Genomic DNA, 21,173 nt, shown 5'->3' with positions numbered 1-21,173 from the left:
AAGCGCAATTATAAGTTGTATCCGGACCGCTTCCGGGACAGCACGACGCTTTGACGGCACCGTGTCGATCAGATTCCCATGGCGCGCGAGAAGGGAGAAAAGGTCGGGTGAGGTGCCGCCCGAAAGCGCCAAAGCGAATTCGCCTCGAGTACGGTGCCGCGGTGGTCAACGACAGGCGCAGCCAGATACATTGGCGCTCGATCGGGCGACCGAAGTCTTCATTTCGACTGCGGTAATACGCCCTGTGAGGTCGTTGCACACGGCAGTACGAGCGTATGCGGTTGCGCTTTACAGTCGAGCCAACATGTCTGGTTATCGAATCAAACGTCACGCTGGATTTCTCTGCGTCGGGGCGCAAGGACCAGTGAGGCCGCCCGCTGGGTCTGTGGAAGCGTGGTGCCGACCAACGGCAATTTGCTCGCGACCCTGGACGGCTCGGTGGCCGAAGAAAAAATCTGCGTGAAGCGGCTCGCGCCATGCAGCGCGATGAGCGTCAGCGCGGGAAACGCCAGGGAGAACGCACGTACTTCATCGCGATAGCCGAAAGGGATAAAAAGCACCACCAACGGCCACAGTGCGGCGTGAAGATAGTGCCGGTATCGCCTGTCCGCAAAGCGCCAGGCAGCGCGAAGAAAGATGACCAGCGGAACGATGACCAACGGATTCTGGATGCTTGGGGTGGGTACGCTCCTGCTGATAAGATTCCAGAAGCTGAGGTACGTTTTGGGATCAATCCAGAAACGCACGTTCTCGACCAGATGAAATTCAACGGTGCCGCCAATGTTGGTGTCATAACCGCTTGTGATCAAATGGCGAGTTACGAGGCAGCACGCAAGCTGTGCAGCGAGCCAACTAGCGCGTGCGCGAAGCGATACGTCGCGTTCGTGCAGAAAAAAAAGCGCGAGCGGGGCCAGAAAGAAGGTTTCCTTATTGAACGAAAACACGGCAATACAGATTGTGCACGCGAGCATGTGTCGCCGCATCAGGAAGAAGCATGCAGCGAAAACGCCCGACAATTCGAGGAAATCGTAGTAGAAAGCGCTTTCTTGAAACGTCAACGGATAAAAGAGACTGAATGCCACCACAAACGTGAGCGCCTGTCCAAAAGTCAGCACGTGCATGCGTGCCAGGAGGTATATCAACCAAAGCGCAGAGATAGTGGCCGCCAGTACCGTGAAGTAGGTGATGTAATAGGTAATCGAGACAACGGGTGTCCAGTACCGGGCGGGCAGGCGGCTGAAGTACTGGCTGCGGATGGAGTCATGCTGCGTGACCTGCGTATAGAGCTTCGCCTGGAGGTCGGGTGGGAGCCGGCTTACAGCCCATTTCACACTCATCGGGAAAGACGCTCTGTAGACGAAAGGTTTCCTCGCGGTACCGTCCATCATCTCGGGCAACGTGATGTGGTAGTTCGCACTGTTTCTATCTTCGTGGAAGCCCCACTTCAGCAGCACGCTATTCGTGATGTTCCCCGTGCAAATGAGCAGCGTCACGAGCACGATAGAGAATCGGCAAAACGCCAGGACCCAATGCCTGCCTATGCTTTTCATGGAGCGGTCCGTCCTTTCACTGGCTAAACGCTGCTTTCCTGCTAAAGAACGTTATTGCGCCGGTCGACGCATCCGCCGAAGGCAAGGCGGGCTGAATACATCTTCCGGTCAGGTGCGCGGGGTTCGTGTCGCGCTCACATTCAACTCCATCCGCGTCGCGTCAAGAACGGTAGGTTCGTGGCGCGCCATTTCTGGCCAGACCCGGTTTCGAATAGCAGATAAAGAACGGTCAAAGAGAGGATCCCCGTCATGGGCTGGTATAGCCGCACCTCATCGAGAACGCCAAATATGAAAATGCTCAGCGTGTACAGCGTCATGGTGATACCGATAGCGAGAAGGTTTCTTGCCTTTTCGCGATATCCCACGTATGCGCATGCGAGAAAAACCAGCATGAGCATCGCGTATATGAGCGAGATGTCATATCCCTTACTTCCCACGAGGAACACTTTTCCGTTGTGAAGGTAATGGAAGTGATTTTCAAATTTCTCATGCAACGTATCCGCGCCCACGCCTGGCAGCATCGAAGCCTTGAAGAGTGTTTTTCTCAGTACTTCGGTGATCGCAACCCCCACGACAATCAGAATGCCGCCCCACGTCAGTGAGCGAACCTCCATCCGCCGACCGAATGCGATTGGCGAGACGCCCCTCAAGATCAGGAATAGTCCAATGAACGTGCAGGATTCCCGGCTCAGTACAAAAAGGATAAACAGAATGACGAATGGAAAAATGCCTTCGCTTCTGATCGCAAGCAGAAAAAGCAAGGTGAGCATCATCGATTCGGTGAAGTCCCACGGATAGCTAAAATAGTGCATGCAATACACCCACAGCGCCGACGATGCGACCAGCGCTACTATAGTGAGGCTGACTCTTCGGGTCAGTGCGTAGGCGCAAATGCACAAAACGAAATTTTCCAGCGTCAGGAATACTTTCGCAAATTCGTTGTACGGATTCTGCGAGACGTTCCTGAAGAGATCCATCAGATAGGGAGTCAGAAGGCGGTTCTGGAAGGCGCGCCAGTGAGGCATTCCGCTCAATACTCCGTCCGAGGCTCCGAGCAGTTCATCCATGTTCGAGGCATGCTCCCTCGCCCAGAACACATACTCGACCCACGTGCAAAGCGCGACAAACAAAATCAGTGCCACGATGCCAAGCGGAGTTATTGCGATTCTTGCTCGAGCCGTCGTATCCATCTTTCCACGCCTGAGTAAAATTGATCAAAGCTGATTGGCAAGAAGAATTTCTCTTGACGCGCTTCCTGCGCTAGCTCTCATGAAGAAGGGGTGCCTCGACACCCTTTCGCATTCATCAGATCGCCAGTAACATGAAGACGCCGCACAATCCGATGACGCTGCAACTCACGCGGTCCTTGAACGTGAAGACGATTGGGTCATCGTTCATCTGTCCGCGAAACGCGAGCATCCAGATGCGGCTTACCCAATAGAGCGTAAGTCCGAACACAGCCCACAGCATCTTCGGATGATGGTAGAGCAGCTTGAACTCGGGCGAATTCAGGTAAAGCGCGAGCACGAGTACGGCGAGATAGCCGGCCGCCGTGCCATAGGAGCGCAGGATCGACATGTCCTGCGTAAGATAGCCACGCCCTGCTGCCTCCGTCTTGCCCTGCTGAAGCATGGCCTCGAGTTCGACATAGCGCTTGAGCATGGCGAGGCTCAGGAAGATGGGCACGCTGAAAAGAATCAGCCAGTAAGACAGCGGGATGTTGTTGCATTCACCGCCAGCGATCACGCGCACCGTGTAGAGGCCGGCCAGGGTGAATACATCGATTAGCGCGATCCGCTTGAGCACGAACGAATAGGCGACTGTGGCGGCCATGTACGCAATGAGCACGGCGCCGAACTGCCAGGGCAGCAGGGCAGCGAGCCCAAGTCCAGCACCGAGCAGCACAATCGTAAGCACGATACCCAGCGAGAGCGGCAGCTTGCCCGATGCGAACGGTCGGCTGTGCTTGCGCGGATGGCGACGATCGACATCCAGGTCGAGCATGTCGTTGAGCAGATAGACGGATGACGCGCACAGGCTGAACGATGCAAACGCGATACAGGCCGCGAGCACCGCCTGCAAGTCATCGAAGCGGTGCCCGAGAAGAAGCGGCACAAAGATCAAACAGTTCTTGACCCACTGATGCACGCGCATTTCCTTGAGCATGAGTGGAATCAGATGGCGTTTCTCTTCGAAGAACACAATTTCGCTATTCACCTTGCGCGCAATATTAGCGATGTGCTGGTTGCCAACGACGATTGCCCGGCGTGCGCGCTGCCACACGGGTACGTCTGCGCGCGCATCACCGCAGTAGTCAAAGCCGTGTTCGCCGAACTGCTCGACGAGGGCTGCAGCCTTATGCTCGCCGTGCAGATTGAGGCTCGCATTGCTTGCGAGTACGCCGCTGAACATGCCGAAGTGAGCCGCCACCTGGCTTGCGAATCGCTGGTTAGCCGCCGTGCACAGGTAGAGCGGCCGCCCGGCCGAGCGCGCTTCGCGCAGATAATCGACCAGTTGGCCGTTATAGGGCAGCACGCCGACATCGAGCGTCACACGCAGTGCGATCTGCTCCTTCAGATAGGCTTTGCCGCGCAGCAGCCAGAACAGGCAGAGGAATATCGATAGTGGCTGCTGCTTGAGCAGCACGAAGAAACTTTCGAAGAGGAAATCAGCGCGTGTGAGCGTGCCGTCCAGGTCCACACACAGCGGAATTGCGGGATCTGACATATCGATACCTTATTGCGCCTGTTCGGAGGGATCGCAGCACATGCGCTATGCCGGATTGAGGGGAAAAGCGTAGGGCATGGTTGTGCGTCGATATGTACGCCAGCGTACGAGCCGGTTTGAAAAGCAAATGGATCGTCTGCACTGGAATCAGCGCATCGAGTTCAGACGGTTTATGACGTCTCGCGCCCGACAGTACGAACGGAGTTTCGATGCGGGTTCGTACGCCGCCCGATCAGGCAAATACGAAACGCTTGTCGAGCTGGTACTTTGCGATGTAACCGAGCGTGAGGCCGAGCGCCCCCCCGGCAAGGCGTGCTGTCTCCGACTGGAATAGCACTTGAGCGGCAAATTCCGTGGCCCAGAAGAGCGCGGTGGTAGCAAGCCCCATTGCGACGTAGCGCAAGAAGGTGTGGACACCGTGGGTAACGCTGCGGTGTTCGTAGCGGAAAATCCAGCTCTTGTCGAGCACGTACTTGACAACGAGCCCCACGCCCGTGCCGATGCACACCGCGAGGGGAATCGAAAATGACCCGCTGTAAATTTGCCACGCGATCTTCTGACTACCGAGATTCGCCGCCATTGAGACGAGTGCGAAGAGCGCGTACCACGTCACGAGAGCGGTGCGGCTTGCGACGATGGTGTTCACAGCGAAACCCGCTTGAACACGAAGCGCGGCAGGGCGCGGATAACGAGCATGATCGCGCTCCAGAACCACGGGGTATAGACCAGGTCCTTGCCCTGCGCGATGGCGCGCACGATGTCTTTACTGACCTGTTCTGGCGTTGCGACAAGCGGCTTGGGCAGGGCAAGGCCTGCAGTCATTGGCGTATCGACGAAGCCGGGCTTGATCGTGAGCACGTGCACGCCCGATTTGAAGAGCCGTGCGCGCAGGCCCTCGCAGAAGGTCGTGACGGCAGCCTTCGCCGCCCCGTAGACATAGTTCGAGGCGCGCCCGCGGTCGCCTGCGACGGACGATATCACCGCGATGGTGCCGCTACGCTGCGCCTCGAGCAGGCTGGCGAGCCGCGTAAGTAGCGCAATCGTGGAGAGTGCGTTGGTCGAGAATTCATGTAGAGCCGCGTCCACATTGCGTTCGCACAGCGCCTGGTCAGCCAGGGTGCCGTGTGCGATGAGTACGATATCGACGGAACCAAGGGACGTGCGGCAGGCATCGAGCATGGCGGCATGCTGCGTGTAGTCATTCAGGTCGAGTACGTGCGTAAGCACGTCCTGACTGCCGCGCACGCGCAAATCCTGAGCAATGGTTTCCAGCCGCGCGGCATGACGGCCAGCGAGGAACAGGCGGTCGCCGTCTGCGGCCCAGTGCCGTGCGCAAGCGGCGGCGATGGCTGACGAGCCGCCAATGACAAGGATGTTCTTCATGATTGAGTCGTCCGTTTCCAGAAACGCGACATCAGCGCGGGATCGCGATGCCGCTCGAGTTCCTGCCACGCGGGGTAAGCCGCGCGGAAGTGCTCCCCGCTCATGTGTGCATCTTTCGCGGGATACTGACGACCGCCGGATTCGGCCACGATGGAATCGAGCCGGGCGAAGAGGTCGGTGTTGCGCCGTTCGTTCTGCGGGAAGTCGAGCGCGAGCGAGACGCCTTCCATCGGAAACGAGAGCAGGCCAGGTGAGGGCAGGGAGCCACAACGCTTGAGCACCGCGAGAAATGAGCCGCTGCCGTGCGTGGCGATGGTATCCAGGATTGCCCGCAGCGCGTCGCGCGCGCTCGCCGTCGGCACGACGCATTGATGCTGCTGGAACCCGCGTCGCCCATAGAGGCGATTCCAGTTGAGGATGTTGTCGAGTGGATAGAAGAAACTGGCCGGGGTCATGCGCGCGAGTTCGATGCCGGGCTTCTGACGCCAGTAATAGAGCGCGTTGAATGCGCGCACCGTGGTTCGGCTGACGGGCGAGAACGGCGGGACGAACGGTACACTGCAGGCGCGCTTCGTCGAGATAGAGAAGTCACCGTCGTCGGCGTGATCGCCGCTAGTGTAGATGCCGCGCCCGAGCGCCCCGCCGCGCGCGAGGCAGTCCACCCACGCGACCCCGTACTCATGGATGGCCTCGTGGTCTTGCGCGAGCGCGAAGAATTCGTCGAGGTTGGCGTAGCGTATGCGTGAGACGGCAATATGGGCCGAGCGTACCGGCATGAGCTGGAGTTCTACCCATTCGATCACACCCGTCAGGCCGAGCCCGCCGATCGTCGCACGAAAGAGCGCGGCTTCCTCATCCGGTGAACATTCGGTGGCTGGACGGTCGGAGCGCAGCAGCGAAAAGCAGCGCACGTGGCGTCCGAAGGTGCCGCGCACATGATGGTTCTTGCCGTGCACGTCGTTGGCCACGGCCCCGCCAAGCGTAGCGAACTGCGTCCCGGGTGTGACGGGCAGCATCCAGCCACGCGGCAAGGCGACGTCGAGCAGTTCACCGAGCGTCATGCCCGCTTCGGCGCGCACGACGCCGCTCGTCCAGTCCGCGCTCATGAAGCGCGCGAGGCCGCGCATGGGCAGCACCTGTCCGGTATCCGCGAGGCAACTGTCACCGTAGCTGCGGCCGTTGCCGAACGCGAGCGTCGTACCACGACGCGCGTGGGCGTCGGCGAGGCGCGTCTGGATGGCATCACGCCAGGCAAGCGGTTCACCCGACTGGTGAGCGTAGGGGTATCGTCCCCACGACTGCAGCTTCGAGGCGTTCATGTATGACGAGACCATTTCGAATGTCTCGCAATTTGGCAGAAGATCGGGCCGCCGACAGTGGGCCACACCACAGTTCGAAGCGACGGGCGGATGCCGTTGCCGCAACGTGCTGCATGAGCAGCAGCGGCGCGCCGATGGCTACCGCGCGTACGCCAGCCAGAAAGCATGGATTCGCGCGAAGGCGTCGAATGCCTGCCCTGTCAAGAATCGGTGCACGCGCGGCGCTGGGCGTCGGATGACCGGACGGAGCAATCGGAAAAGCTGGTATCCCGGCCGCGGCGATCGCGCCTGGGAACGTAGAGGAAGGAACTGCCTGCTTCTGCCGTGCCATGTTGGCACGCGTGAAACAAAACATGCGCACGGCACTCGCGCTGCAATCGCCGGATCGGCGCGGGCTGCACGGAACGGAGGCAGGCGGAGGAAACGGGCGCGATGGCGAGTATCCCCCGGAACGACGTTTTATTCGAAGCCGCGCGGATTCTGCGCCTGCCAGCGCCAGTGGTCCGCACACATGCGTTCGATGCCGTACTGCGCTTGCCAGCCGATCACTTCGAGCGCCTTCGCGGGGTTTGCGAAGCATTGCGCGACATCGCCGGGGCGGCGCGCGACGATCTCGTACGGCACAGGCTTGCCCGACGCTTTCTCGAACGCCTTCACGACGTCGAGCACGCTGTAGCCCTGGCCCGTACCGAGATTGACGACGAAGCTCGCGTCGCGCTCGACGAGGGCATCGAGCGCCGCGATATGTCCGCGCGCCAGATCGACGACGTGGATGTAATCGCGCACGCCCGTGCCATCCGGTGTGTCGTAATCGCCGCCGAACACGCGCAGCCGTTCGAGCTTGCCGACAGCAACCTGCGCGACATACGGCATCAGGTTGTTCGGCACGCCGCCCGGATCTTCGCCGATCAGGCCGCTTTCGTGCGCACCCACCGGGTTGAAGTAGCGCAGCGTCGCGATGCGCCACGACGGATCGGAGATTTCGAGATCGCGCAGGATCTGCTCGGCGATCAACTTGCTCTGGCCGTACGGGTTGGTGGCCGAGAGCGGGAAGGTTTCGTCGATGGGCGAGCTCTTCGGCACGCCATACACGGTCGCGGAGGAGCTGAACACGAACTGCTTCACATTGCGTGCGCGCATCACGTCGAGCAGCGCGAGCAGGCCATCCATGTTGTTGCGGTAATACTCGAGCGGCTTCGCGACCGATTCGCCCACGGCCTTCAGCGCGGCGAAGTGAATCGCACCCGTGATGGGATGTCTGTCGAAAATCGTGTTCAGCACGGTCTCGTCGCGCACGTTGGCTTCGTAGAACGCCACCTGCTTGCCCGTGATCTGCTCGACGCGCGCCATCGATTCGCGCTTGCTGTTCACGAGGTTGTCGATCACGACCACGTCGTAATCGCTGTTGAGCAGTTCCACGCACGTGTGCGAACCGATGAAGCCTGCACCGCCCGTTACCAGAATCGTGCCCTTCGTGGTCATCCTGAGCTCCCTTAGAGTGATATGCCCGTCAACTGCTGAATCAGGCTCTTGTACCGTTCGACGACACCGCGTTCGTCGAATTCACGCGTGACCTTGGCCCGGCCGCGCTCGGCCATTGCACGACGCTCGTCGTCGCGCATGTCGAGCATCCGCGCGAGCGCCGTCGCGAGGCTGTCTACATTACGCGCCTCGCATAACAGGCCGTTGACACCGTCCGCGACGACTTCGCGGCAGCCCGGCACGTCGGTCGCGACGATCGGACGTCCCATTGCCGATGCTTCCATCAGCGTGCGCGGCACGCCTTCGCGATACGAAGGCAGCACCACGCAATCGGCGACGGCAATCAGCGGGCGCACGTCATGCGCTTCGCCCAGGTAATCGATCACGCCTTCGCGCACCCATGCATCGACTTCGGCCTGCGAAATCGCGCTCGGATTGTCGACGCCGACGGGGCCGAGCAACTGAAAGCGTGCATCAGGATACTTTGCGCGCAGCCGTCTTGCTGCTTCGACATATTCGCCCACGCCTTTATCCCACAACAGGCGGCCGATTAATACAAAAGAAAATGCCCGCTGATTTATTTCACCGGCATGTCGACGCTCCGGCAAAGGCGTGAACGCGAACTGCTCCAGGTCTACGCCTTCGCCATGCAGGAGCCGCGCGCGCTCCGGATGCACAAGCAGCTTCTGCTCGCGAAAAGCGGCTTCATCGTCCTGATTCAGAAACCATATTTCGCGCGGAAAACGGAACGCAAAGCGGTACAGCAGCTTGGCAATCTGCGCGGCGCGGCTCTTCTGGATAAAAACATAACCGAGGCCTGTCGTCACGGCAACGGAATCGACGCCCGCCAGTTTCGCCGCCAGTGAGCCGTAGATGTTCGGCTTGATCGTGTAGTGAAACACGACATGCGGACGGAGCGTGCGATACAGCCGGTACAGCGACCACAACGTGCGCAGATCGTCGCGCGGATTCGTGCCCTTCGACGCGACGTGCAGCGCGATGCAGCGGCAGCCCATCTGTTCGAGCAGCGGCGTGGTGCGATCGCGCGGCGCGATCACCGTCACCTCGACGCCGCGTGCGACGAGTGTGCGGATCAGCCCTTGCCGGTACTGGTAGATCGCGAACGAGGTGTTGCACACGAGCGCGATGCGCAGTGTGCCGGCGGATTCGATGGATGGCTTCATGCTGGCGATGCGAGGGGATGTGAGCGCATATCAGAGGCTTGTGTGAGGCGCGTAGAGCCGCTTCTTCATGCGCTGAAGCGTCCTGTAAGGCGTGACGAAGTGCAGCAGGTTCTTGGCGAGGCCGAGCCAGTCGCACACGTTCAGCACATTGAAATAACGCACCTGCAAACGCAGCGTCGAGGCGATCTGACGGCGCCGTTTCGTCGCGCTGATACCGCCTTCGTTCAGTTCGTAGTACAGCCCGAGTTCGGGCAGGTTCGCGCAGTCGTAGCGCTGCATCAGGCGCAGAAACAGATCGAGGTCTTCGGCCGCCTTGTAGGCTTCGCGATAGTTGCCGACGGCCAGCACGGCTTCGACGCGCAGCATCATCGACGGATGCACGAAACATGCGCGCAGGAAGCGCACGCGGCGGATCGCGCGCGGCTCGGCGGGCGGCGTCAGCATGAAGAGCGGCGCGCCGTCGCGCGACACCACTTGCGTCCACATGCCCAGACCTGCTACCTGCGGATGCGCTTCGAGATACGCACGCTGCTTCGCGAGCCGCCCGGGCACAGTCAGGTCGCCGGCGTCGATGCGCGCGGCGTAGCGAAAGCCGCGCGCCGCGAGCGCTTCGATGCCCGCCTGCAATGCACGTTCGATTCCGCCGTTCTGCGCCATGCGCAGCACTTCGATCGACATGTTCGGCAGCGCCGGCGCGACGATGGGCGGCGTGCTGCCGTCGTCGACGATCAGCACGTGAATGCGCGCGTCTTCGCTGAACGAGGCGAGCGTGCGGTCGACGTCGGTCTGGCCGTTGTATGCGGGCATGAGGACGGCGACGTCGTCGAGTGCGCCGGCCAAAGGCTGCGTGAGTGGGGAAAACGTCATGGACGCAGCTTGTAACGGATGTAGTAAATGTTGACGGAGGCCGCGGCCAGATAGCCGCACGCGAGTCCGATCAACGCGCCATACGCGCCGAAACGGGGAATCGCCAGCAGATTGACGACGCACGCGACGGCGAGCGCGAGCAGCCATTTCGACAGCAACACGAACTTCGCCTGATATTTGAGGACGACCAGATTGCCGATCGCCTCGATGCCCGCGGGCACGGATAGCCAAACGGCCCAGCGGAAGATGTCGACGGCCTCTTCGAAGTTCGGCCCGAACACGCGGCGGATGATGAACCCCGCAAGCAGATCCAGCACGAATGCGCCCGCGATCATCAGCACCGCCGTCATCGCCGTGAGCCGCCACATATTGTGGCGCAGTTGCGCGGCGTCCTGAACGCGGTAGACGAATGCTGGCGCAAGCGTTTGCGCCAGCATCAGCGCCAGCGTGATCCAGTTTTCGTTCAGCTGTTGTGCGGCGGAATAGCGGCCGAGGTCGGCGAATGAAATCGCGCGTTCCAGCATCAGCCGGTCGAGCTTGAGGAACAGATACATGCAGATCAGGCCGAGCCAGAACACCGCGCCCGCCGTCGCGAAATGGCGAAAGAGCGTGCGGTCGATGCGCCAGCCGAGCTTGCCGCCGTGGCGCCGCATGTAATAGACGACCAGCACTGCGCCAATCACGGCGGATTCGAGCGCCCACAGCCAGCCGAAGCGCGCGGGCGCGGCGGCGGCGCGCACCAGCAGCCAGACGAGCAGCGCCTTGGCGATGGCCGTCGTCATGCTCGTGAGCAATTGCGGCTTGCTGTACGTCATGCTTTGCAGCCACGCGTTAATGACACCGACGAACGGCTCGCGGAACAGCATCGTCACGGCGAGGCCGGCGAGCATCGCACCGACGACGGGATCGGTGAGGCCCGCGGCGATACCGGCCCACGTCAGCGCCAGCGCCACGGCCGACACCGACAGGCGCAGCGCGAATGCGCTGCCGAGCACGGTGCCGAGCTGTGCGGCCGGACGATGGACGATGGTCGGCACGAGAATCTCGGCGCCGCAGACCCATGTAATCGGCGACAGGACGAGCAAAAGCGTATTGGCGTATTGCCATTTGCCGAACACGTCGGGGCCGAAATAACGGGCCAGCACGCCGCTGGTCGCGATCGCTACGCCGATCTGCGTCAGGCGCTCGAGCCCAAGCCAGACAAGGTTTGCGACAGCGCGTGTGACGTCGGGATTCGCGAAACGCTTAAGCACCGGCATCCGCATGATGTCGGGACGCACGCGGCGGGCACGGGAGGTGCGTGTAGTCTTGAAATTGGCGTGCCCAGCCGATCTTACGATGCGGCGACTTTGTGAGCGCGGGGCGTCTAGGCATTAGAATGGCGCCAGTAAGGCGTCGCTGAAAAGCGCAATTATAAGTTGTATCCGGATCGCTTCCGGCAAGCCACAGTGCCATGACCACGCTGTGTCAAACCCATTTCCCATTGCACGTAAGTGAGCCAATCCATGATCTCGCAATCCATATTCAAGGCATATGACATCCGCGGAGTGATCGGCAAGACGCTCGACGCCGAGACCGCGCGTTCGATCGGCCGCGCATTCGGCAGCGAAGTGCGCGCACAGGGCGGCGATGCCGTCGTCGTTGCGCGTGACGGACGTCTGTCCGGTCCCGAACTGATCCAGGCGCTGTCTGACGGCCTGCGCTCGGCGGGTGTCGACGTGGTCAACGTCGGCATGGTGCCGACGCCCGTCGGCTATTTCGCAGCCAGCGTGCCGCTCAAGCTGGACGGTGGCGAGCGCCGCATCGACTCGTGCATCGTGGTGACGGGCAGCCACAATCCGCCCGACTACAACGGCTTCAAGATGGTGCTGCGCGGCGCGGCCATCTACGGCGAGCAGATTCAAGGCCTGTACAAACGCATCACCGAGAACCGCTTCGAGAGCGGCAACGGCACGTATCAGGAGTACGACATCGCCGACGCGTACCTCGAGCGCATCACGAGCGACATCAAGCTCGCGCGGCCGCTGAAGCTGGTGGTCGACACGGGCAACGGCGTCGCGGGCGGCCTCGCGCCGCGCCTGTTCAAGGCGCTCGGCTGCGAACTGGTCGAACTGTTCACGGAGATCGACGGCAACTTCCCGAATCACCATCCGGACCCGGCGCATCCCGAGAACCTGCAGGACGTGATTCGCGCGCTGAAGGAAACGGACGCCGAGATCGGCTTTGCGTTCGACGGCGACGGCGATCGTCTGGGCGTGGTCACGAAGGACGGCCAGATCATTTATCCCGACCGTCAGCTGATGCTGTTCGCCGAAGAAGTGCTGTCGCGCAACAAGGGCGCGCAGATCATTTACGACGTGAAGTGCACGCGTAATCTCGCGAAGTGGGTCAAGGAGAAGGGCGGCGAGCCGTTGATGTGGAAGACGGGGCACTCGCTGGTGAAGGCGAAGCTGCGCGAAACGGGCGCGCCGCTGGCGGGCGAAATGAGCGGCCACGTGTTCTTCAAGGACCGCTGGTATGGGTTCGACGATGGCTTGTACACGGGTGCGCGTCTGCTCGAAATCCTCGCACGCGTGCAGGACCCGAGCGCGCTGCTCAACAGCCTGCCGAATTCGCATTCGACGCCGGAATTGCAGCTAAAGCTCCAGGAAGGCGAAAACTTTGAATTGATCGCGCGTTTGCAGAAGAGCGCAACGTTTCCCGACGCCGATCAGGTTGTGACGATTGACGGCTTGCGCGTCGAGTATCCTGATGGATTCGGGCTGGCGCGCTCGTCGAATACGACGCCTGTCGTTGTCATGAGGTTTGAGGCCGACAATGATGCGGCCTTGAAGAGGATTCAGGAAGACTTCCGCCGTGTCATTCTGGCCGAGAAGGCTGACGCGAAGTTGCCGTTCTGATTTCCTGGTTATTGTTTTCAAGCTGTGTGCGACGCCTTTCACCTCAAGGCGTCGTTTTTTTGCTCGCGGCCGCGTGACGGTTTCTGCTGGCAGCGTTGCGGGGCGGAGGGTAATGCATGACGGGAGCCAGTCCGAATGCCGCCCGCATTGAGCGATTGCTCTCGACCTTGAGCTCCCATGCGGTTTTCAGGGATGGCTTTCGATCGATCCTCGCGGCGTACATGCCGGAGGCCGTCGCACGTGCGGCCTGACGTCTGTTCCTGACGGGGCGCGTGGTAACTTTTTGGGTCGTCGCCCCAAAGCTTTTACCGTCTTGTGTCAGTCCCCGGTTCCTGGAGATCGAGCCTCAATCGATTGGCGAGTTCTTATGACGTGCCGCAGTAATCCGGCTATCCGTTTGCACCATGCGCTCAAGACAGGACGCGAATGGCACCGAAGAGGGCAAGGCAGGCCGCGGTGCAGCCAGAAAAATCGCGAAACGCCGGAATCCGCGCGCGTGCGAAGGACCGCGCTAAAATTGCGTTCCTTCAAAAGCATCTTCACGCCGGAAGTCCGGCGTTCCCATTCTTGAGCGCGCAAAAGATCCTGATCGTGAGAGTGTCGTCGCTGGGCGACGTCGTCCACAACATGCCCGTCGTCGCCGACATTCGCCGCCGTCATCCCGATGCGCAGATCGACTGGCTCGTCGAAGAGAGTTTCGTCAAGCTGGTCGAGCTGGTTCACGGCGTGCGGCGCGCGATCCCGGTGTCGTTGCGGCGCTGGCGCAAGCGCATCCTTTCCGTCGATAACTGGCGCGAGATCGGCGCTTTCCGCCGCGCGCTCGCGGCAGAAAACTACGATCTCGTGATCGACTGCCAGGGGCTCATCAAGACCGCGTGGGTCGCAAAGATGGCGCGCGGGCCGCTAGTCGGACTCGGCAACCGCACGGACGGCGCGGGTTACGAATGGCCCGTGCGCTTCTTCTACGACCGCCGCGTGCCAATCGAGCCGCGCACGCACGTCGTCGAACGTACCCGGCAACTGGTGGCGTCAGCGCTCGGCGAGCCCGCCCCAAAGCCCGCCGACGACATCGACTTCGGCCTCGACACCGCCCGCGCGGCACTCGCGCTGTCCGAAGCGCAGCTGAATCTTCCCGTGCCTTACGTGGTGTTCGTTCACGCGACCTCGCGTGATGACAAGCAGTGGCCCGACGCCGCCTGGATCGAACTGGGCCAGGCGCTCGTGCGGCGCGGCGCGTCGATCGTTCTGCCGTGGGGCAGTGACGCCGAGCGCGCGACGAGCGAACGCCTCGCGAAGGAGTTCGGCGCAGCCGCCATCGTGCCGCCGAAACTGTCGCTGCCCGCCGTTGTCGGCCTGATCGACGGCGCGGCGGCCACGGTCGGGGTTGATACAGGTCTGGTTCATATCGCCGCCGCGCTGAAGCGGCCGACGGTCGAGTTGTACAATTTCGCCACTTCATGGCGCACGGGCGGCTACTGGTCGCCGAACGTCGTGAATCTCGGCACGGCGGGCCAGCCGCCGACGCTGCAGCAGGTGAAGTCCGCGCTGACCGGCTTCGGCCTGCTGTGACGCGGCTTTATCCGCTTTGAAAGGGCGATCATGAACGAATCCCAGATCATCGAAGTTGCAAGCGCCGACTGGCACGGCCAGGGTTTGTCGGTGCCGCGCGAGACGCTGCTGGCCGGCGTCGAACGCGGCAAGGTGCTGTATTTCCCGAACCTCGCGTTTGCGATCGAAGGCGGCGAGCGCGCGCTGCTCGACCCCGCACTGGCCGATCCGAAGCGCAAGAACATCAGCCTCGCGCCGAACGGCGGCGCGCTGCATGGCGTGCTGGGCGATGCCATCACGCAGTCGGCCGTGCGCGCGCTGATTGCGCGTTATCAGACGAGTGCGCGGTCGCTCGTCGACGGGCTCTTTCCCGAGTACAAGGGGAAGCTGCGCGTTGCGCCGACCAGCTTGCGCCTGCATCAGGTGGAAACGCGCCAGACGTCGTGGCGCAAGGACGATAGCCGCCTGCACGTCGACGCATTCCCGTCGCGTCCCAACTACGGCGAGCGCATCCTGCGCGTGTTCACGAACATCAATCCCGCTGGCGCGCCGCGCGTGTGGCGCGTCGGCGAGCCGTTCGAGGACATGGCGAAGCGCTTTTTGCCGCGCATCAAGCCGCAGATGCCCGGTTCGGCGTGGCTGCTCAATCTGCTGCACGTGACCAAATCGACGCGCAGCGAGTACGACCATCTGATGCTGAATCTGCACGACGGCATGAAGGCCGATCTCGACTACCAGAAGACGTCTCCGCAAGTGACGATGCCGTTCCCGCCGGGCAGCGTGTGGGTGTGTTTCTCCGATCAGACCTCGCATGCCGTGATGTCCGGGCAGTTCATGATGGAGCAGACGTTCTTCCTGCCCGTCAAGTCGATGGTGCAGCCCGAGTGCGCGCCGCTCGGCATTCTCGAACGTCTGAAGGGCAGGGCGCTGGTTTGAGGGGCGCACTGCCTGTTCCGTCCAATGCATCGCGAGACGCCGCGGCAGCTGCGGCGTCGTCGCGTGTCATCGTGCGCTTCGTGTCGTCATGCATGGAGGCCCGATGCTAAGGGGCGTCTATAACGCGTTGTGGTGGCTCGTCGCGCCGCTCGCGGTGCTGCGTCTTCTGATCCGTTCGCGCAAGGAGCGCGGCTATCGCGAACATATCGGCGAGCGCTTCGGTTTCGGGCGCGGCCGCGTGCCCGACGACGATACCCCGCTGATCTGGGTGCATGCCGTATCGGTGGGCGAGACGCGCGCGGCGCAGCCGCTGGTCGAAGCGCTGATCAAGGCGCGGCCCGACGCGCGCATCCTGCTCACGCACATGACGCCGAGCGGCCGCGCAACGGGCGTGCAGATCTTTGGCGAGCGCGTGTTGCGCTGCTATCTGCCGTACGACATGCCCCGCGCCGTGCGGCGTTTTCTGAAGGCATGGCGTCCGTCCGTTGGTCTCGTGATGGAAACCGAAGTGTGGCCGACGTTGATCGACGAGTGTCGGCGCGCCGACGTGCCGCTCGTGCTGACGAATGCGCGGATGTCGGAGCGTTCGTACCGGCGCGCGGCGAAGTTCGGTACGGCGACGCGCGGCGTGTTCGGCGGCTTCGCTCGGGTGCTGGCGCAGAGTCCATCGGATGCAACGCGGCTTTCTTCGCTGGGCGCGCGCAACGTGGCGGTGCTCGGCAATCTCAAGTTCGACATGAATACACCGCCTGAACTCGCGGCGCGCGGACATGCGTGGCGCGCGGCGATCGGGCCGCGACCCGTGTGGGTCGCGGCGAGCACGCGTGAGGGCGAAGAGGAACTGGTACTGCAGGCGTTGGCGGCGCTCGGCATCGACGATGCGCTGCTGGTTCTCGTGCCGCGTCATCCGCAGCGTTTCAATGAAGTCGCGGCGCTGGTCGAAAAGAAGGGATTGCGCGGCGTGCGGCGTTCAGCCTGGGCGCCGACGGGCGCGGTCGCGGCGCAAGATAGCGCCGTGCCCGAACTGCCGCGCGACGTGAAGGTGCTGCTCGGCGATTCGATGGGCGAGCTGGGCGCTTACTATGCTGCGTCGGATGTGGCGTTTATCGGCGGCAGTCTGCTGCCGTTGGGCGGGCAGAATCTGATCGAGGCATGCGGTGTGGGCGTGCCCGTGCTGATCGGCCCGCATGTGTTCAATTTCACGCAGGCCACGGCCGATGCGGTTGCTGCGGGCGCGTGCGTGCAGGTGAAAGATCCCGCCGATCTGGCGCGCGTGCTGCGGGAGTTGTTCGAGGACAAGCCTCGACGCGTTGCAATGGGCGGGGCGGCTTCTGCGTTCGCCGCGCGGCACAGAGGCGCTACCGCGCGAACCGTGGATGTGCTGACTACGCTGTTGCCGTTGCCAGGCTGAGCGCTGGCAGTGCTGTTTTTGCCTGCTGCAGGCAAAAAACGACGACCGCGTCGCAGACAAAAAACCTCACCCCACCAGCAACCCCTTGCGTTCAATAAACGAAATCACCTCATCAAGCCCCTCGAGCGCCTTGAGATTACACATCGCAAAAGGCCGCGCGCCGCGCATCCTGGCAGCATCGGACGCCATCACATCGAGATTCGCGCCGACCATAGGCGCCAGATCCGTCTTGTTGATGACGAGCAAATCGGACTTGGTAATACCCGGCCCGCCCTTGCGCGGAATCTTCTCGCCACCCGCGACATCAATCACATAAATCGTCAGATCGGACAGTTCAGGGCTGAAAGTCGCGGCAAGATTATCGCCACCCGATTCGATAAACACGATGTCCGCATCGGGAAACCGCGTCAGCATCCGGTCGACGGCTTCGAGGTTGATCGACGCATCCTCGCGAATCGCCGTATGCGGACAGCCGCCCGTCTCGACACCCATGATGCGCTCGGCAGGCAGCGCACCCGCCACCGTCAAAAGACGCTGGTCTTCCTTCGTGTAGATGTCGTTGGTGATCGCGACGAGGTCGTACTTGTCCCGCATCGCCTTGCAGAGCATTTCGAGCAGCGTCGTCTTGCCGGAGCCGACCGGTCCGCCGACGCCCACCCGCAGCGGCGGCAGTTTCTTCGTGCGATGCATCGTATGAGGTGCGTTCATGATTCGATCAAAAGAAAAACAAAGGCTAGGAGCGGAAAAGCCGCGAATACTGCGACTCGTGCCGCGCCGACAATATGCCCAGCTGCGGCGCGAAGGTATTGATATCGTCGGGTGACGTGCTGAGCGCCTGCCTGACGGCCGCGTCGATCGGCTCGCGCAGCGCGACAATGATGCGCTGTCCCGCGAGCTGTCCGAGCGGCACGGCCTTCAAAGCGGCCGCCGCCTGGTTTTCGACCCAGCTGAATGCATAAGCGGCGAGCGCGGCATCGGTGGCGGCGTCGTGCGCGATTGCGGCGAACGCGAAAGCCGTCGGCTGCGCAATGGGCGCCATCGATGCAAGCGTCGCGCGCCGTGCAGCGTCGCCCCATTCGAGCGATGCGCACAACTGCCGTAACGACCATCCCATCTGTTCCGTCTCGCGCCGCAGTTCCGCCGATTCGCGGCTTGCAAGAAATTCGCGGTTGCCTTCGATCAATGCAGCGGCATCATGCGTGCGCCAGCGTTCGATCTGATGCGCGAGAAACGGCAGCTCGCCATGCGCAAGCACGTTCGAGAGGCCGCTTCGAATCCACGCGCACGCGGTATCGGCGTCGGTGATGAACTGCGCTTCGATGGCGGCTTCGAGCCCTTGCGAATAGCTGAACGCGCCGATCGGCAGCGCCGGCGACGCAAGATGCAGCAGGGCGGTCAGTTCAGCGATGCGCATGTCGATGGCCGTGGCCATGATCATGACCACACGACGAACCGCAACCGTCGTGGTCGTGGTCATGGTCATGGTCATGGTCATGGTCATGGTCATGGTCATGAGCGTGATCGTGCGAATGCTCATGCTCATGCTCATGTGAATGCGGATGAGCATGCGCATGATGCTCGCCATACACCTGCTGTGCGAGCGCATAGTCTTCGGCAAATGTCTCGTCGTGACCATGCCGGTGACCGCCGCCATACGCGCCCGTTTCCGGCTGGAACGGCATGTCGACATGATCGACGCAAGCGCCGAGGCGCTTGAGCATATCGGCGAGCACAGGATCGTATTCGAGCTTCAGATAATCTGCGCCGACTTCGACGGGCGTGTGCCGGTTGCCGAGGTGATACGCGGCCCGTGTCAGCGTGAGCGCATCGGGCGCACGCACATACAGCACCGATTCAGGCGCCGCGACCACGCGGACCAGCGCGCCATCGCCGGCAACGAGCACATCGCCGTCGCGCAACACCGTGCCGCGCGGCAGCACGAGCGCGACCTCTTCGCCGTTGTCGAGTGTGACGGCAAGACGGCTCTTGCAGCGTGCATCAAACGCGAGTGTGAGCGTCGGTGCACGTTGGATCAAAACGGGCGCAAGTTTGATATGTGCGCCCAACAGCTTGTCGATCGTTCGCATGTCAGAACAGGAAATAGCGTTGCGCCATCGGCAGGACTTTGGCCGGCTCGCAGGTCAGCAACTGTCCATCGGCGATCACCTGATACGTCTCGGGATCGACGCTGATCGACGGCTGCCACGCGTTGTGGATCATGTGCGCCTTCGAGACGCTGCGGCAGTCCTTCACTGCAACGATACGCTTGCTCAGCCCATAGCGCCCGGCAATATCCGCATCGAGCGCCATCTGCGACACGAAGGTCAGCGACGTGCGCCCCAGGGCGCCGCCGCGCGTGCCGAACATCTCGCGATAGTGCACGGGCTGCGGCGTGGGAATCGACGCGTTGGGGTCGCCCATCTGGGCCATCGCGATCATGCCGCCCTTCAGGATCAGCGCGGGCTTGATGCCGAAGAACGCGGGCTCCCAGAACACGATATCGGCCCATTTGCCCGGCTCGATCGAACCGACTTCGTGCGCGATGCCATGCGTGAGCGCCGGATTGATCGTGTACTTCGCGACGTAGCGCTTCGCGCGAAAGTTATCGTTGCGCGTGCTGTCCTCGGGCAGCGCGCCGCGCTGCACCTTCATCTTGTGCGCAGTCTGCCACGTGCGGATGATCACTTCGCCGACGCGGCCCATCGCCTGCGAATCGGACGAGATCATCGACAGCGCGCCGAGATCGTGCAGGATGTCTTCAGCCGCGATCGTCTCGCGGCGAATGCGCGATTCGGCGAACGCGATGTCTTCCGCAATCGACGGATCGAGGTGATGGCACACCATCAGCATGTCCAGATGTTCGTCGAGCGTGTTGACGGTGTAAGGGCGCGTCGGATTGGTCGACGACGGCAGCACATTCGCTTCGCCGCAAACCTTGATGATGTCGGGCGCGTGGCCGCCGCCCGCGCCTTCCGTATGATACGTGTGGATCGTGCGGCCCTTGAACGCTGCGACCGTCGCTTCGACAAAGCCGGCTTCGTTCAAGGTATCGGTGTGGATCGCGACCTGCGTGTCGGTATCGTCGGCGACGCTGAGGCAGTTGTCGATCGCCGCGGGCGTCGTGCCCCAGTCCTCGTGCAGTTTCAGGCCGATCGCGCCCGCCGCGATCTGCTCGAGTGCGGGTTGCGGCTGGCTCACGTTACCCTTGCCGAGAAAGCCGAGATTCATCGGATAGCCATCGGCCGCCTGCAGCATGCGCTCCATGTGCCACGGTCCAGGCGTGCACGTCGTCGCGTTGGTGCCCGTCGCGGGGCCCGTGCCGCCGCCGAGCATCGTCGTCACGCCGCTCGCGAGCGCTTCGTCGATCTGCTGCGGGCTGATGAAGTGAATATGCGTGTCGATGCCGCCCGCCGTCACGATCATCCCTTCGCCCGCGATCACTTCCGTCGCCGCGCCGATCGCGATCGTCACGCCCGGTTGAATGTCGGGATTGCCCGCTTTGCCGATGGCAGCGATGCGGCCGTTCTTGATGCCGATGTCGGCTTTGACGATGCCCCAGTGATCGAGAATCAGCGCATTCGTCACGACGGTATCGACCACGTCGGCCGCGACGCGCTGAGACTGGCCCATGCCGTCGCGAATCACCTTGCCGCCGCCGAACTTCACTTCCTCGCCGTAGATCGTGTAGTCGCGCTCGACTTCGATCAGCAGGTCCGTATCCGCGAGACGCACGCGGTCACCCGTCGTCGGGCCGAACATTTCCGCGTACGCGCGGCGGCCAATGCGTAATGTCATGTTTGAGAGGTTCCTGAATATGCCCGCGAATTTGCCCGCGAACTTGCCCGTGAATTTGCACGCGAGCAGGC

The 21,173-nt window shown here is 62.2% G+C and carries 18 protein-coding genes; 4 read left to right on the top strand and 14 right to left on the bottom strand.

Annotated features, from left to right (window positions below):
• Positions 1 to 320 precede the first annotated feature (320 nt).
• The 10 genes from BPHY_RS11580 to BPHY_RS11535 form a co-directional block, all read right to left on the bottom strand.
• Positions 321 to 1,550 (bottom strand): hypothetical protein, encoded by a 1,230-nt coding sequence (locus tag BPHY_RS11580; RefSeq protein WP_012401658.1) that lies wholly within the window; start codon positions 1,548 to 1,550, stop codon positions 321 to 323.
• Positions 1,551 to 1,690: 140 nt separating this feature from the next.
• A complete protein-coding gene (locus BPHY_RS11575; RefSeq protein ID WP_012401657.1) occupies positions 1,691 to 2,740 on the bottom strand; it encodes a hypothetical protein in 1,050 nt (349 codons plus the stop codon).
• A gap of 115 nt (positions 2,741 to 2,855) precedes the next feature.
• The gene (locus BPHY_RS11570) at positions 2,856 to 4,277 is read right to left on the bottom strand and encodes a UbiA family prenyltransferase (protein ID WP_012401656.1); all 1,422 of its coding nucleotides are present in this window, start codon (positions 4,275 to 4,277) and stop codon (positions 2,856 to 2,858) included.
• A 232-nt stretch (positions 4,278 to 4,509) separates the two neighbouring features.
• Complete coding sequence (locus tag BPHY_RS11565; RefSeq protein ID WP_012401655.1) at positions 4,510 to 4,923, bottom strand: GtrA family protein; 414 nt, start codon at positions 4,921 to 4,923, stop codon at positions 4,510 to 4,512.
• On the bottom strand, positions 4,920 to 5,660 hold the full coding sequence (locus BPHY_RS11560; RefSeq protein ID WP_012401654.1) for an SDR family oxidoreductase: 741 nt from the start codon (positions 5,658 to 5,660) through the stop codon (positions 4,920 to 4,922). Before BPHY_RS11560 ends, BPHY_RS11565 begins: the two co-directional genes overlap by 4 nt.
• Positions 5,657 to 6,979 (bottom strand): FAD-binding oxidoreductase, encoded by a 1,323-nt coding sequence (locus BPHY_RS11555; RefSeq protein WP_012401653.1) that lies wholly within the window; start codon positions 6,977 to 6,979, stop codon positions 5,657 to 5,659. The genes BPHY_RS11560 and BPHY_RS11555 overlap by 4 nt, the downstream gene beginning before the upstream one ends.
• Positions 6,980 to 7,438: 459 nt before the next feature.
• Positions 7,439 to 8,461, bottom strand: coding sequence for a UDP-glucose 4-epimerase GalE (gene galE / locus BPHY_RS11550; protein WP_012401652.1), 1,023 nt, complete (start codon positions 8,459 to 8,461; stop codon positions 7,439 to 7,441).
• 11 nt (positions 8,462 to 8,472) lie between these two features.
• Positions 8,473 to 9,645 (bottom strand): glycosyltransferase family 4 protein, encoded by a 1,173-nt coding sequence (locus tag BPHY_RS11545; protein WP_012401651.1) that lies wholly within the window; start codon positions 9,643 to 9,645, stop codon positions 8,473 to 8,475.
• 30 nt (positions 9,646 to 9,675) lie between these two features.
• Positions 9,676 to 10,512 carry a glycosyltransferase gene (locus BPHY_RS11540; RefSeq protein WP_012401650.1) on the bottom strand — a complete coding sequence of 279 codons (837 nt, stop codon included), beginning with the start codon at positions 10,510 to 10,512 and terminating at the stop codon, positions 9,676 to 9,678.
• Positions 10,509 to 11,771, bottom strand: coding sequence for an oligosaccharide flippase family protein (locus BPHY_RS11535; protein WP_012401649.1), 1,263 nt, complete (start codon positions 11,769 to 11,771; stop codon positions 10,509 to 10,511). The genes BPHY_RS11540 and BPHY_RS11535 overlap by 4 nt, the downstream gene beginning before the upstream one ends.
• A gap of 246 nt (positions 11,772 to 12,017) precedes the next feature.
• Here BPHY_RS11535 and BPHY_RS11530 point away from each other — a divergent pair, with 246 nt between their 5' ends.
• The 4 genes from BPHY_RS11530 (at position 12,018) to waaA (ending at position 17,307) form a co-directional block, all read left to right on the top strand.
• Positions 12,018 to 13,412 (top strand): phosphomannomutase/phosphoglucomutase, encoded by a 1,395-nt coding sequence (locus BPHY_RS11530; RefSeq protein ID WP_012401648.1) that lies wholly within the window; start codon positions 12,018 to 12,020, stop codon positions 13,410 to 13,412.
• A gap of 567 nt (positions 13,413 to 13,979) precedes the next feature.
• Positions 13,980 to 14,981, top strand: a complete 1,002-nt coding sequence (gene waaC, locus BPHY_RS11525; protein ID WP_041763986.1) for a lipopolysaccharide heptosyltransferase I — start codon at positions 13,980 to 13,982, stop codon at positions 14,979 to 14,981.
• Positions 14,982 to 15,011: 30 nt separating this feature from the next.
• Positions 15,012 to 15,896 (top strand): Kdo hydroxylase family protein, encoded by an 885-nt coding sequence (locus tag BPHY_RS11520; RefSeq protein ID WP_012401646.1) that lies wholly within the window; start codon positions 15,012 to 15,014, stop codon positions 15,894 to 15,896.
• 103 nt (positions 15,897 to 15,999) lie between these two features.
• On the top strand, positions 16,000 to 17,307 hold the full coding sequence (waaA, locus tag BPHY_RS11515) for a lipid IV(A) 3-deoxy-D-manno-octulosonic acid transferase (RefSeq protein ID WP_012401645.1): 1,308 nt from the start codon (positions 16,000 to 16,002) through the stop codon (positions 17,305 to 17,307).
• A 66-nt stretch (positions 17,308 to 17,373) separates the two neighbouring features.
• On the opposite strand, the gene ureG is transcribed toward waaA, so the two are convergent.
• Genes ureG through ureC form a run of 4 tightly spaced genes read right to left on the bottom strand, consistent with a single transcriptional unit; the run spans position 17,374 to position 21,102 of the window.
• Complete coding sequence (gene ureG, locus BPHY_RS11510; RefSeq protein ID WP_012401644.1) at positions 17,374 to 18,015, bottom strand: urease accessory protein UreG; 642 nt, start codon at positions 18,013 to 18,015, stop codon at positions 17,374 to 17,376.
• A 25-nt stretch (positions 18,016 to 18,040) separates the two neighbouring features.
• Entirely contained in the window at positions 18,041 to 18,721 is a 681-nt protein-coding gene (locus tag BPHY_RS11505; RefSeq protein ID WP_012401643.1) for an urease accessory protein UreF, read from the bottom strand.
• Positions 18,708 to 19,394: an urease accessory protein UreE gene (ureE, locus tag BPHY_RS11500; RefSeq protein ID WP_012401642.1), complete on the bottom strand. Its 687-nt coding sequence runs from the start codon at positions 19,392 to 19,394 to the stop codon at positions 18,708 to 18,710. The genes BPHY_RS11505 and ureE overlap by 14 nt, the downstream gene beginning before the upstream one ends.
• A gap of 1 nt (position 19,395) precedes the next feature.
• Complete coding sequence (gene ureC, locus BPHY_RS11495; RefSeq protein ID WP_012401641.1) at positions 19,396 to 21,102, bottom strand: urease subunit alpha; 1,707 nt, start codon at positions 21,100 to 21,102, stop codon at positions 19,396 to 19,398.
• Positions 21,103 to 21,173: the final 71 nt, after the last annotated feature.

This window comes from Paraburkholderia phymatum STM815, assembly GCF_000020045.1.
Taxonomy (GTDB): Bacteria; Pseudomonadota; Gammaproteobacteria; order Burkholderiales; family Burkholderiaceae; genus Paraburkholderia; species Paraburkholderia phymatum.
This window is presented reverse-complemented; position numbering and strand designations above follow the sequence as displayed.